7 protein-coding genes are annotated in these 15,152 nt (G+C 42.4%); all 7 read left to right on the forward strand.

Features of this window, described 5'->3' with window-relative positions; translation table 11 throughout:
• Positions 1 to 18: 18 nt before the first annotated feature.
• The 7 genes from narH (at position 19) to JMY01_RS05910 (ending at position 15,075) form a co-directional block, all read left to right on the forward strand.
• Complete coding sequence (gene narH / locus JMY01_RS05880) at positions 19 to 1,557, forward strand: nitrate reductase subunit beta (protein ID WP_201574707.1); 1,539 nt, start codon at positions 19 to 21, stop codon at positions 1,555 to 1,557.
• Between the two features lie 34 nt (positions 1,558 to 1,591).
• Complete coding sequence (gene narJ / locus JMY01_RS05885; RefSeq protein WP_227677989.1) at positions 1,592 to 2,425, forward strand: nitrate reductase molybdenum cofactor assembly chaperone; 834 nt, start codon at positions 1,592 to 1,594, stop codon at positions 2,423 to 2,425.
• Positions 2,426 to 2,436: 11 nt separating this feature from the next.
• Complete coding sequence (gene narI, locus JMY01_RS05890) at positions 2,437 to 3,162, forward strand: respiratory nitrate reductase subunit gamma (RefSeq protein WP_201572866.1); 726 nt, start codon at positions 2,437 to 2,439, stop codon at positions 3,160 to 3,162.
• Between the two features lie 263 nt (positions 3,163 to 3,425).
• Entirely contained in the window at positions 3,426 to 4,574 is a 1,149-nt protein-coding gene (locus JMY01_RS05895) for a globin domain-containing protein (RefSeq protein WP_227677709.1), read from the forward strand.
• Between the two features lie 271 nt (positions 4,575 to 4,845).
• Positions 4,846 to 5,883, forward strand: coding sequence for a peptidylprolyl isomerase (locus JMY01_RS05900; protein ID WP_201574709.1), 1,038 nt, complete (start codon positions 4,846 to 4,848; stop codon positions 5,881 to 5,883).
• A 67-nt stretch (positions 5,884 to 5,950) separates the two neighbouring features.
• Positions 5,951 to 7,246 carry a gephyrin-like molybdotransferase Glp gene (gene glp, locus JMY01_RS05905; protein ID WP_201574710.1) on the forward strand — a complete coding sequence of 432 codons (1,296 nt, stop codon included), beginning with the start codon at positions 5,951 to 5,953 and terminating at the stop codon, positions 7,244 to 7,246.
• Between the two features lie 584 nt (positions 7,247 to 7,830).
• The gene (locus tag JMY01_RS05910) at positions 7,831 to 15,075 is read left to right on the forward strand and encodes a SpvB/TcaC N-terminal domain-containing protein (RefSeq protein ID WP_201574711.1); all 7,245 of its coding nucleotides are present in this window, start codon (positions 7,831 to 7,833) and stop codon (positions 15,073 to 15,075) included.
• Positions 15,076 to 15,152: the final 77 nt, after the last annotated feature.

Raw genomic sequence — 15,152 nt, forward strand, 5'->3', positions numbered from 1 at the left:
TATTCGGAGCACAGATCCATGAAAATTCGTTCACAAGTAGGCATGGTGCTAAACCTTGATAAATGTATCGGTTGTCACACCTGCTCAGTCACCTGCAAAAACGTTTGGACCAGCCGTGAAGGCATGGAATATGCGTGGTTCAACAACGTTGAATCCAAGCCAGGTATCGGCTATCCCAAAGAGTGGGAAAACCAAACCAAATGGAAGGGCGGTTGGATACGTAATGCCAATGGCAGCATAAACCCGCGCATCGGTGGTAAATTCAGAGTGTTGGCAAATATCTTTGCCAACCCTGACTTGCCAGAGATTGATGACTATTATGAGCCGTTTGATTTTGACTATCAGCATCTACATACCGCGCCTATCAGTAACCACCAGCCTATCGCGCGCCCACGCTCTGCGATCACCGGCAAGCGTATGCAAAAGATTGAGTGGGGTCCGAACTGGGAAGAAATCCTAGGGTCGGAGTTTGAAAAGCGCCGTAAAGATAAGAACTTTGATGATATCCAAGCGGATATTTATGGGCAGTACGAAAACACATTTATGATGTATCTGCCTCGTCTTTGCGAGCATTGCTTGAACCCTACCTGTGTGGCGTCATGCCCTAGTGGGGCGATCTATAAGCGTGAAGAAGACGGCATCGTACTGATTGACCAAGACAAATGTCGCGGCTGGCGTATGTGTATCTCAGGCTGCCCGTACAAAAAGATCTACTACAACTGGAAGTCGGGCAAGTCGGAAAAATGTACTTTTTGTTACCCACGTATTGAAGCTGGCCTGCCAACCGTCTGTTCTGAGACTTGTGTCGGTCGTATCCGCTATCTAGGCGTGCTGCTCTATGATGCGGACAAAATCGCCGAAGCAGCCAGTACTCCAAATGAGCAGGATCTCTATCAGGCGCAGTTGGATGTGTTTTTAGATCCGAATGACCCTGTCGTGATCGCACAAGCGTTAAAAGACGGCGTGCCGCAGTCGGTGATTGATTCAGCCCAGCGCTCACCTGTCTACAAGCTAGCGATGGACTGGAAACTGGCACTGCCGCTACATCCTGAATATCGCACCTTGCCAATGGTTTGGTATGTACCGCCATTGTCACCGATTCAGAATGCGGCCGAAGCTGGCAAAGTCGGTATGGACGGCTTGATTCCAGATGTAGACAGCTTACGTATTCCACTGCGTTATCTTGCCAATATGCTCACAGCAGGCGATGAAGAGCCAGTACGTTTGGCACTAAAGCGTCTACTTGCCATGCGTAGCTACAAGCGTATGCAACTGGTCGAAAAGCAAGAAGTTCAAAGCATCTTAGATGATGTTGGTCTGACCAAGCTGCAAGTTGAAGAGATGTACCGTTATCTGGCGATTGCCAACTATGAAGACCGTTTTGTCATCCCAACGGCGCATCGTGAAGAAGCGTTAAGTGATGCCTTTGCAGAGCGTAATGGCTGTGGTTTTAGCTTCGGTGAAGGCTGTTCGGGGCATTCTGACAACAGTATGTTTGGACAACGCAAAGCCAACCGTCGTGATTTTATTGACACTGTACAAAAGTGGGAGTCGTAAGATGCAAGCTACTCAGTTACATAATCCTCAGTCTATGAACAGCGTAGTAAACGAGCCTACTGCTCCTGCTACTATCGGACCCTCGGAGCTTAAGCTATTAAAGGTGTTGAGCTTACTCATAGACTATCCAAGTAATGAGCTGTTTACTGGCGACACGCTCGCTGATTGTGCACAGATTGTGGCGACATCGACTTTGATTAGCCCAGACGTGCGCACGCAGATCATCGACTTGATTGAAGACTTAATAGAGACAGGCTCTCTTGAAGCGCAAGCGCGCTATGATGGTCTGTTTGAGCGTGGTCGTTCTTTATCGCTTTGGTTGTTTGAGCATGTCCATGGTGAGTCTCGCGACCGCGGGCAAGCCATGGTCGATTTGATGAATCAATACTCCGATGCTGGGTTTGACATTAGTATCAAAGAGCTACCAGATTATCTGCCTTTATATTTAGAGTTTTTGGCCTATCAGGCGACCGTCATTAACGATGATATTCAGATTCGTATGGATATTGCTGATGTGAGTCATATCATTGCTTTATTGGCGGCAAGGCTTGTCGATCGCGGCAGTGTCTATCAGGGCTGCTTCAATGCGCTACTGCAGATTGCTGGCAAGCCGCTCGATGTGGTGGAGGAGTATCAAGAAAAAGTCAGTAAAGAGAAGCGTGATGACAGCTTTGATGCCTTAGATAAAGAATGGGAAGAAGAAGTCGTCACCTTCTTAGATGCGCAACAAGAAGAGCGCTGCCCCTCACAGACGAGTACCCAAAATCTTGCTGCGAAAGCTGGCGTTAATAAGTCTGCAGCAAATATGGTTGATGCCCCTGTGCATTGGGTCGATTTTAAAACCAACCAGCCGGTCAAACAATCATAAGGAGAAAGGACATGAATATTGCAGATCCTGGTGTACAGTCTTTAGCCAATCTAAATTGGCTGCAGATATTCCTTTTTGGCGTCTATCCCTATATTGCATTGGCTATCGCTATTGTTGGTACTTGGGTACGTTTTGATTTATCTCAGTATTCGTGGAAGACAGGCTCTACCCAGATGCTAAGAACCAAAAACATGCGCTGGGCAAGTAACCTGTTCCATGTTGGTATCATTGTGGTGCTTTTGGGACATCTATTCGGTATGTTAACCCCGCACTTTTTGTATGACAGATTCATCAGTGCAGGGAACAAACAAATATTAGCAGTCGTGGTCGGTGGTATCGCAGGCGTGTTCTGCTGGATTGGATTGGCGATGCTACTGTGGCGACGCTTCACTGACGATCGTATCTCTAATACCTCGTCTTTTTCGGACAAGATGGTACTGGTACTGTTATTTGTGCAGCTGAACTTAGGTTTGATATCCATCTTTACTTCTGTGCAGCATTTAGATGGTTATACGATGATGAACTTAGCGGGTTGGGCACAGGATATTACTATCTTAAGACCATGGCATGCAGCAGCACGTATCGAACAAGCGGACTTGATTTATCAGCTGCATATAGTCCTAGGTATTACCCTTATCATGATTTTCCCATTCACACGACTGATTCATATCATTAGTGCGCCAGTTTGGTACTTTGGTCGCCGCTATCAGATCGTTAGACAAAAGAAATCACAGTAAGACAATAGTGACAGAAACACTGGTAATAGAAATAGTCACAACTGTGATACAGCATTGAAGTTCTGAGGGGGATACCATAAGGTTCATTTAAAATGAATCTTATGGTAATATTCTGATTGTTCAACTTATGAAAGTTTAATGACTGTCTAAAAATTCCAATCAAGGTTGCTAGCGGTAGTCGTACTTTAACCTAAGCCCTGAACTTAAATATTTAATAAAGATTCCCTAACTTATCAATGTGATGATTCACTAAGAGAGACATAATGGCCTCACCAAAAACCATAGAAATCGTAAAAGCAACGGTACCTGTACTTGAAGAGCACGGGACGGCGATTACCACCGTGTTTTATCAAAACATGTTTGACGAGCATCCTGAGCTGTTAGACATATTTAATGAGACCAATCAAAAGCTAGGTCGTCAACAGACTGCCTTGGCGATGACGGTGTTAGCGGCTGCCAAGCATCTAGAAAACCTTGCGACTTTATTGCCGCAAGTCACCCAAATCAGTCATAAACATCGTGCCCTACAAATCTTGCCAGAGCATTATCCTATCGTTGGCAAACATCTACTTGGCGCTATCAAACAAGTGCTAGGAGAAGCGGCTAATGACGACATCATCGATGCTTGGACCGAAGCTTATGATGAAATAGCGGACGTCTTTATTCAGCTAGAAAAGGGCATGTATAAGCAGGAGATGTGGCAAGGGTTTGTCCCTTTCACAGTCACTGAAAAAGTCGCTGTCGCCACTGATATTGCGGCCTTTACCGTAGTACCGGCGGATACTGATGCAGAAAATACCCAAAATATCGACCTGAGTAAACTCACTTTAACAGCAGGTCAATACATCACGGTAAAAACAGATCCAAAGGACAGTGACCATACAGCATTGCGTCATTATTCTTTATGCTCAACCAATACGGATAAAGGCATTCAGTTTGCGGTCAGACGCGACAACCGTAATGAACACCACGGCTTAGTCTCTAACCACTTACATGACGATTTGGAAGTGGGCGACACGGTTTTATTATCCGCACCTGCTGGCGACTTTGCCCTCAATCAAGATCTGGTCAAACAAAACGAGATTCCGATAGTATTTATCAGCGCTGGGGTCGGGGTAACGCCTATTTTATCGATGTTAGAAGCGCAAGTGGCTGCCAACCCACAACGACCTATCATTTGGGTTTATGCGTGCCAAAACGAACAGCATCATGCCTTTGATAGTCAGGTAAATCAGCTCTTAGAATCTGCAACCACGTTAGAGAAGCATGTTTTTTTTTTGAATCAGGGCAAATACTGGATGGATGACTTGGCTAGCGAACTTACCAATGCCTGCCGATATATATGTCTGTGGTTCGATGCCGTTTATGGAAAGCATTATCGATGGCTTGATGAGATTGGATCACGGTCTTGATAGCGTCCATTATGAGCCGTTTGGCCCTAAGATGAGCTTGGAGCTGTCTTAGTATTTAGTACTGACAACCTGTCAGTGAATAATAACAATAAAGCGGCACTGAGAGAGCTTATTAAACAGCTGGCTTATTAAAAAAGCTAAGTTGCATGACTATTAAGGTTTTAAGTGCTGCTTTATTTTATACATTTATCGTCAATCAAAGTCTTAATAGTATTTTTATATTTCTATCATATTCTTATTTATTACACGCACTTTTAGTGGAGTATCAGCCATGACCGTCAGTACCTATAATCCAGCAGACCATACAAATAGCAGTATCAACGGTAATAACTCTCATAACCATGCCGCTCATACTTCTACTACAGCCGACAATATTCCCATGAGTAATGGTGATGATATCGTGCGTATCATGCCGACACTGGCGGATCTCAAAAAGCCGCACTCTGATCAAGAATTCATCGAAAAAGCGATGGTAGAAGAGCGTAGCAATCATAAGAATCTCATTGCTTCTAGCCGAGATGAGCTGCCTTCTGTCTTCGTCAATGGCGTCATGATCAATAGAACGGCTATCGCGCAAGAGCTGCAGTATCACCCAGCCGCCAATAAAGAAGACGCGGTGTTTTTGGCGACTCAAGCACTGGTGGTGCGTGAGTTATTAAGACTGGCTGTGCTGGATGAGCCAAGCCTTGGCGAGGCTGCATGGGACAAAGATGAAGAGCAGGCGATCTCTGCGCTAATAGACAAAAATGTTCAAGCAACGATACCTGATATGGCAACGTGCGAGCGCTACTATCAGCAAAATATGGCTGACTTCAAAACAGACCCTATTATGACGGTTCGCCATATATTATTAGCCTGTCCACCCGAAGATGGTGATGAGAGACTAAAGCTCAAAAAGAGCGCTTACGAATTTATTGAACAGATTAAAAACGACTCAAACCCAAATGCTGAGTTTATTCAATTGGCACAGCAATACTCTGCTTGTCCTTCAAAAGAACAAGGCGGCGAATTAGGGATTGTGAGTAAAGGACAAACCGTGCCAGAGTTTGAAGGTACTTTGTTTAAGTTGGATACAGGGCTTGCGCCTAGTCCCATCGAAAGTAGATATGGTTTTCACGTCGTCGATGTACTGGATAAAAAACCAGGAATACAAATGACTTACGAGCAAGTCAGCCCAGCCATACACAACAAGCTCAGTCAACAAGCCTTTCATCAGTCACTGTGCGATTATCTGTTTGCCTTAGCAGATGAAGCAGACATAGAAGGTATTGAGATGACGCTTGAGCAAGAAAATGTATTCCGTGGGTAGGGAGTTTATATGAGCGTATCTCTTTTGAGGTACGTTTGCTGATGGTCAATCAAAAGAGTATACGTTTATGATTACTGTTGAACAGTTACGGTCTGCAATCATGCAGCGAGTAAATAGCTATAATCAAAATGACTTTCCAATAGCTAAAAGGCCAGTGAGTACTTCTAATTTGTCAGACAGCCTTAACCAGATATTGGCCGAATACATTATTTCATCATTTCCTGTGCCCAGAGAGAATATATCTGCAATGGATGGCTATGCCATTGCCCATAAAACTGATCTGCCAAAAGGCGGTATCATTGAGATCGTTGGAGAGTCACAAGCAGGCGATCCTTATACCGGAACCCTCAAAGCAGGCCAAGGCATCCGTATCTTCACTGGAGCTGTCGTACCAGATAGCTGCGATACGGTTGTCATGCAAGAAAACACCAATTTTGCTTATATCAAAGACAATATCGATAAAACCGAGCCTTATGACATTATTTTGTCAAAGGCGGCAGAGACAGATGCGAACATCCGTAAGCAAGGAGAAGAGATACAGCAGAACGAACTGGTGCTACAGCAAGGTAAGCGTATCAACCCAGCTGATATCAGCTTACTTGCCAACCTTGGTATCAGCAAAGTAAAAGTGTTCAAGCCGCTAACAGTAGGGCTGCTAGCGACTGGCGATGAATTGGTCGCGCTTGGTGATAAGCTAAAAAGCTCAGCACAAATATATAACTCAAACACACCAACGCTCAAAAGCTTGTTAGCGCCATTGCCAATCGTCATTAATGACTATGGCATCATTGCTGATGACAAAGATCAAATCACCAAAGTGGTGACCAAGGCCATGCAGAAATGCGATGTATTAATCTCAACCGCTGGTGTCTCGGTCGGAGATTATGATTATTTGACCACGGTAGTGGAGCAGTTGGGCCAAATAAATCATTATAAAGTAGCGATGAAACCCGGCAAACCTTTCGTGTTTGGTGAGCTGAGCCAAAAAGTTGAGGTGCCTGTTTTATACTTTGGTTTACCCGGTAATCCGTTATCAACGGTAGTAGGCGCTCTACAATTTGTGATTCCAGCGTTATGGAGAGTGTCTGGCGCTGCTATACAAGAGCAACCCATGCAGCTGACTCTGGCGGCAACACTCACCAATGACATCACAAAGTCCGTCGGCCGTACGGACTTTCAAAGAGGAATACTGTCAAAGGCTGAAGATGGTAGCTACCAAGTTGAGTGCTGTTTCAGCCAGCAGTCGCATCGGATAAAACAGCTTAGCCGCGCTAACTGTTTTATAGTATTGGCTCAAGAGAGTGGTAATGTCACATCAGGCAGCACAGTGACTGTGCAGCCATTTCCATGGTTACATATTTAATCGCTTGATTTAACGATATGTCTAGGTTCTAAGAGGCGCAGTTTTCAATTGAACCTCAAATCCTAGATAGTTTGAGTTTGCTTTAAGAACCGATCTCTATAGTTTACAGAGGTCGGTTCTTTTAGTTTAGGCTGTGTCCGAGTCATGATTATAGTAGTGGAGTGGAAACACTCATAAAACTATTGTTGTAAGTATTTAATGGTTATAGGCTTCTCAATATAAATAGTCTTACATTTTAGCGTACTAAAGAAACTCTCTATTAACGTATTATCGAGAAAATATTGCGTAGTAGTTCAGGGAGTTGGTGCTGCTCTATTGCTAGCATTCTTTCAGAATTATCAGTTCTTAACGCTCTACTATCGAGTTATCCAAATATACTCAATTTAGGATAGCAATCTTCACTAGTGCGGACGTATTGAAGTTAATACTGAACAAGGTCATATAAGCATGAGCTTTGGCAGTCACGACTCAACCTAAATATGGCATAAAAAATAACAATTGTTTATAATTTTTACACATATGATAAAAAAAGGGGTATATTAAATATAAGATAAGTTAATCTCTAGTTTAAAGGAGACTTAATAATGTCTGGTATAAGTTCAAACATATCATTGCCAAAAGGTGGAGGAGCCATTGCTGGCTTGGGAGAAACATTCTCACCAGACTTGTTCACAGGAACGGGTAACTTCTCAGTACCTATTAGTGTCCCTCCTGGTCGAAACGGTTTTCAGCCTCAACTAAGCCTTGTTTACAGCACTGGTAATGGCATCAGTCCTTTCGGTTTGGGATGGGAGCTAGCTATTCCAGGTGTTAGCAGAAAAACAAGCAAAGGTATTCCTCGTTATTTGGGTGAAGATACTTTTATTTTGTCAGGCGCTGAAGATCTTGTTCCAATACAAAAAGACAAGGGTATTACTCAATATAAACCTCGCACTGAAGGGCTGTTTGCCAAAATTTTTAGATATTTAGATGCAAACAACGATTATTGGCAGGTGCGTAGCAAAGAAGGGTTAACCAGTTATTATGGAAATCAAAAATCCAGAAAGTCTGATTCCACGGTTATATCAGACCCACAAAATAATGATAATATTTTTGCATGGAAGTTAACCAAAACTGAAGACACGTTTGGTAATCAAATACGCTATAAATATTTTGTTGATTCTGATGAAGACTATACTCAAAGCTATTTGCATGAGATTCTTTACCTAAACTATGGAGAAGAGGTTAATAATAAAATTTCAAAATTTCTCTTAACCATTCGTTTCAATTATGAAGACTTACCAGAACAAAAAAATATCTACCCCTCATCAGATCATCGGGCAGGCTTCGAAGTTCGCACCGCTAAACGTTGTACTTCGATAGAAATTTACAGTAATCCCGATGCACTACCTCAAGATAAACTTACATCAAAACAATTAACACGCAGTTACCATCTCAATTACATAGATCAGTTAAGTTTAGAACAACAACAAGCCCAAAATATAAAACCTCCGCAAAATGGTCTTTCTTACCTTCATCAAATCGAAGTCGTAGGTCATGACAATGGTAAAACAGAAACCTTACCTGCACCTCAATTTAGTTACAGCACTTTTGAGCCAGAACAGCGCAAGTTTAGTCCGTTAGATAGCAAGAACCTTCCCACACAGTCTTTGACTGATCCTGATCTAGAGTTGATCGATCTGTTTGGCAATGGCTTACCGGATATACTTGAAACAAAAGGGGTAATCCGTTATTGGCGTAATCTAGGCAATGGCAACTTTGATATGCCACGCCAAATGAAAGAAGCCCCTACCGCCCTAAGCCTTTCTACTGCGGGTGTTCAGGTGTTGGATGCTAATGGTGACGGTAGACCTGATTTGATGGTCTGTAATAACCAAATGAATGGCTATTTCTCTAGTGAAGCCGGTGCATTATGGGATCGTCGCTCGTTCCAACCCTATCGCACAGCCCCTTCCTTTAGCTTACAAGATCCGCAAGTAAAACTGATTGATCTTAATGGTAATGGCATTACCGATGCTCTTCGGAGCGGCAGCCGTTTTGAGCTGTTCTATAACGATTCTGATAAAGGCTGGTCAAGCACTCAGCAAGTTTCGCGCAAAGCGCTAAAACACTTCCCCAATGTCAATTTCGCTGATCCACGCGTTAAGTGGGCTGATATGTCTGGTGATGGATTAACCGATATTGTAATGATTCATGATGGCAATATCGAATACTGGCCATATCAAGGTTATGGACAATGGGGCAAGCGTGTGCATATGCATAACAGCCCTCGGTTGCCCTATGGTTACGATTCGCAACGTATATATCTTGGCGACATTGACGGTAGTGGTAATGCAGATCTAATTTATATAGATCATAGTAAAGTAACACTTTGGCTTAATCAGGCGGGAAAAGGTTGGAGTGAACCAATAGTCATTAATGGCACACCACCTGTCACTAGTCCTGCAGCAATTAGATTAGTTGATTTGTATGGGAGTGGTGTTAGTGGCCTATTGTGGACAGATAACAAAAGCAGAGCACGCCATCATTATTATTTTCTTGACTTCACGGGCGGTGTAAAACCTTATCTGCTCAATGAGATGGATAATCGGCTCGGTGCCTTAACTCGTGTGTACTATGAGTCTTCTATTCGTTTCTATCTTGCAGATGAAAAAAGCTCTAATACCCGTTGGCAAAGCACCTTACCGTTCCCTGTCCAGGTGGTGAGTAAGGTGGAGTCAATTGATCTTATCTCCCAAGGCAAACTGACCACTGAATACAGTTATCACCATGGATATTGGGATGGTAAAGAGAGAGAGTTCCGTGGCTTTGGCCGCGTTGACCAACGGGATACCGAAAGTTTTGATAATTATCACAAATACACAAGCGACAGTGAATTAGCTTTTCTTGATATTGATTATAGCTATTTTTCAGCACCCACAGAAATACGTAGCTGGTTTCACCAAGGCCCTGTGCGTAAAAAAGATGGCGAGTGGAGTACTTCAAACTATCAACACGAATATTGGGCAGGAGATTCTGGACAACTAGATGGATTATACGATCAACAGAGCTTTTTAAAAACCTTACAACCTCAAGAGAGACGCGATGCTATACGTACATTACGAGGAACCTTGTTACGCTCAGAAACTTATGCACTGGATGGCAATGTAAGAGAAACCATTCCCTACACCGTTTCAGAATCTGCCTTTGAGCTTAAAGAAATAGCTGTTCCTAAGCAAAATGTGTTCAGTAGACAACGTATATTCTTCCCTTTTTCAGTGGTCAGTCGAACCACACAGTGGGAACGCGGTGATGAACCGATGACTCAATTTAGCTTTACTAGCGATTACGATGATTATGGTCAACCGCAAAAAAGCTGGCAAATTGCCTGCCCAAAAGAATGGCGAGATCGATTTAGCAGTGTAGTAAATTATCTTGCTACTGCTAGCCAAACATTATTTGCTCAACGTGATGATGAGCAAGTCTATATCGTAGATCGTCCTGCGGAAGCCAAAAGCTATGAGCTACTCATAAAAATACCGCAAACAATATTGCAAATTAAACAAGCCGTTGAAAGCAATCAAATTAACAAACAGCTAATCGGTCATTCCCTAAGTTTTTATGATGGTAATAAATATACAGGTTTACCACTAGGCAAAATTGGTGATCATGGTGTTCCTGCGCGGAACGAAACATTAGTCTTAACCGAAGAAATCCTTAATAAAATTTACAATAATGAAATTCCTAAATACTTTACCAAAGATGGGCAACCCAATTGGAATGATGAATATCCTCAAGAGTTTATTAATACCCTACTTATAAAAAGCGCTAGTGATGACACACGCCCAAATCTAATTATTACACCACTAGGATATGGCTTCGCTGATGAATTAACTGCACCCTATATCCAAGGTTACTATGCAACAGGTAATCGTCAGGCCGTCAATAATAGGGGTATGGCGATATCAAGCATAGATCCCTATGGCAGCGAATCCACGATAAGCTATGACAAATACGCCTTCCTGCCCGAAATAGCGGTAAATCCTATCGGGCTACAAGTCACTGCTGAATATAACTATCGTACCCTACAAGTCGCAAAAATGACCGATGCTAACGGCAACCAAAGTAGTGCGAGTTACTCGCCTTTGGGAATGTTGCAAAGCACCCAGATCAATGGCAAAGCAGGGGAAAATATCGGCGATAGACCAGAACAACCCAGCATGCTTTATCGCTACGATTTTAATGCGATTATCAATAGTCAAAAACAGGGTGAAAACCCACAACCTATTTATGTTCATACCCTTCAGCGTATAGAGCATGCATGGCAGTTAATTGATGAAGAGAACCACAAAAGAGCGTCAGCAAATCTAGCAGAAATGACAGAATCAGAAATTACTGATTTTTTCGATAACGAAGAAGAACAATACCCTGAACGTTTTATCCAGACGCGTGAATACAGTGATGGTTTAGGTCGGCAAATACAGACTCGTATACAGGCTGCTGAGACTCGTTTTGGCGATGAACATTTTGGTCATAGTAGTTTGCCTGCAGACCAAGCCGATGAACAACTAACAAGAAAAACAATAACAGGCATAGAGAACAGCGACAAACAACAACCCAATGTCATCGTTAATGGCTGGCAAACCTTCAATAATAAAGGTGCAGTTGTTGAGCAATACGAACCGTTTTATCACACTGGCTGGGATTATTTAGATAGAGATGAAAATCAAGCTCAAAATGACAAACACGGCAAAGCTGCTAAAATGTTTTACGACCCCAGAGGTCAAGTTATTCGCACCCAAAATCCAGATGGCTCTGAACAACGGGTTATTTACGGTATTCCTAAAGACATTAATGACCCTGAAGTATTTAAACCAACACCTTGGCAAGCTTACACCTATGATGCCAATGATAATGCAGGGCGAACCCATTTCAACGACAGTCAAAGCTATCAAGATCATTGGGATACACCAGCCCATATTGAAATTGATCCGCTGGGTAGAACGATCAAAGCCGTAGAACGACTAAAAAGCAGTAATGATCCAAATGACTTACTTATTACAAAAACGCGTTACGACATCTTGGGTAATTTATTAGAGGTCACCGATGCGCTAGGTCGACTTGCCTTTAAATACAGTTATTCACTGATACCAGAATCATCGCCGTTACGCATCGACAGCATAGACGCTGGTAGGCGTATAATAATTACTGATGTTATGGGGCTGCAAGTGGAGCGCAGAGATAGCAAAGGCGCACTGACTTTACAAAACTATGATGTACTGCTACGGCCTAAATACTTTTGGGCGCGTAATGGTATAAACGAAAACGTCACCCTACGGCAGCGTAACCACTATGGGGATGATAATGTAGCTGATTTTGATATCGCTAAGATAAATAATACTTTAGGACAATTAATCAAACACTATGATGAAGCTGGTAGCGTGAGTACGTCAGGTTTTGATTTTAAAGGTAATCCACTAGATAGCACCCGACAAGTCATTGCTGAACAGCATCTGTTAAGCGCTTATGATGTTGCTGTCAATAATAACTGGGACATAAAAGCTTTTCAGGTAAATTGGCAAGCACCAGCAGGCATTAGTGAAGAAGATCACGCAAACAATCTATTAAATCCTTTTCAATATACTAGTAGTTCTCGCTTTGATGCACTAAACCGTGCCATAGAAGTCATCTACCCAGAAGATGTAACAGGCAAACGCGCCAAACTAATTCCACATTATAATCGCTCAGGCGCATTAGAAAGTGTGGCACTGGATAATGAGACTTATGTAGAGCGCATTGCTTACAATGCCAAAGGGCAACGTATCTTAATCGCCTATGGTAATGGCGTTCTAACCCGTTATAGCTATGATGATAATACCTTCCGTCTTAATCGTTTACGTACTGTGCGGTTTGACTTAAATGCTCATGCCATCAATCGCTTAAGTTATCAACCAACAGGTAAAGTATTGCAAGACTTTGCCTATCAATATGATCTCAACGGCAATATTCTTAAAATAGCAGATCGCTCCCCTGAATGTGGTATTCCTAATGCACCACAAGACATGGATGCGCTAGATCGACTGTTTAAATATGATCCTTTATCAAGGCTAACCTATGCAACGGGGAGAGAAAGTGACAGGTCGCAATCTACCCCGGACGGCCCTGAATTACCTCACCATAACGACGTAACAAAAACCCGTGCTTACACCCAAACCTATCAGTACGACAAAATGGGCAATATGCAATGGCTCAAGCATACCCATGTCACAAACAGAGGACATGTAGTAAGTAACAGAGGCTTTACAGTTGAAGAAAATAATAACCGACTTACGCAAGTTAGCTTTAGCGGAACCGATTTTTCTTATATTTATGATGATAATGGCAACATGCTAACTGAAGGTTTCGCACGTCATTTTGAATGGAATCACAGTGATCAGATGAGGGTATTTAGAACACAAACAGGCAATAGTGAGCCTAGTGTTCATGCTCAGTATTTATATAATGCCTCAGGGCTGCGTGTTATGAAGCTAGTACGCAAACAAGGCGGTAGCTGGGAAAGCCGAGTTTACATTGGCGAGCTGTTTGAACATTTCCGTTGGGATAATGCAAGCACTAGTCCAAAAGAAAACAATGTCTTGCATGTGATGGATGATCAACAGCGGATTGCATTAGTAAGGAGAGGTGAGGCACATCAAAACGACGCTGGGCCAGCCGTGCAGTTTCATCTTGGCGATCATTTGGGAAGCAGCAATCTGGTACTGGATGATGCTGGAGAATTGATAAATCGGGAAGAGCATTATCCTTATGGAGAAACGAGTTTTGGTAGTTTCGCTCGGAAAAGATATCGGTTTACAGGCAAAGAGCGGGATGAGGAGAGTGGCTTGGGATACTATGGAGCTAGATATTATGCTGCCAGTCTAATGAGCTTTTTAAGTGTAGACCCAGAATATCAAAACTACTTAAACATAAGTCCATACGTTCTAACAAAGAGCTCTCCTCTTAGATATACAGATCCAGATGGTAAAGGACCGAAAGATCGTGTTAATAAGGCTCTTGAGCTTGTAAAAATAGTGAATGATTTAGATGGTGGATATCTGCAAGAAACCGATGCGCACGCAAAAAAAGTAGCAAAAGAGCAAGGGAAGGAGATTACTGCTAAAGATTTGAAGGAAAGTACAGAAAGCTGGGCTATGAAATATATGGATTGTTCAGAATTTGTGTCTCGAGTTTTAAGAGCAGAAGGGTTAATTACAGGAAACCTAGCAACTGGTGGAATGTATAATCTTTTTACTATTACAGAGAAAGATAAATGGACAAGAATTAAGGCAAGTGAGAGTGAGGTGCCACAAATAGGAGACATTTTTCTTCGAAAGGGAAAGCATGTAGCCATAGTGACAGAGATTTTGGACGATGGGAAAAGCGTAATGCTTGCTCATGCGGAAAGTACAAGAAGTGGTGTTTTGATAAACAAACACACTCTAAAGAAACTAAGTGGCAAAAGCAGAGATCCTGCTTTTTATAGACCTGTAAGTGAGACATCTATCACTAAAGAAGAGAAGGGGGTTTCCTCGACTCATAAGGCTTTGGTGCAAGCAATTGGAATTAGCGTAGAAATACAGAAAAATATGGAAGTCCTGTCTGACCTCAATGATCGTAAAGAAGAGTACATAGGCAGGATTTATTTTATCTCTCCCGAGCAAGAAAATAGACGAGAAAAGCTTTTAAGAGAACTTGATGACACACTTCTTGAAATGGCTTTTTCAGAAATTTCAAAACTGGAAAAGAATATAAATAATCTTAAATCTCAGGAAAGTAAAGTATTTAATAGTCTCAGTAATAAGAAAAATTAATCAGTGTCATTAAAAACAACTAAAAGAATGGGAACATAGCTAATTGATTGGAGATAACTGTCAAATAAATACTATTA

It is taken from the genome of Psychrobacter sp. H8-1, from assembly GCF_904846575.1.
Classification (GTDB): Bacteria; Pseudomonadota; Gammaproteobacteria; order Pseudomonadales; family Moraxellaceae; genus Psychrobacter; species Psychrobacter fulvigenes.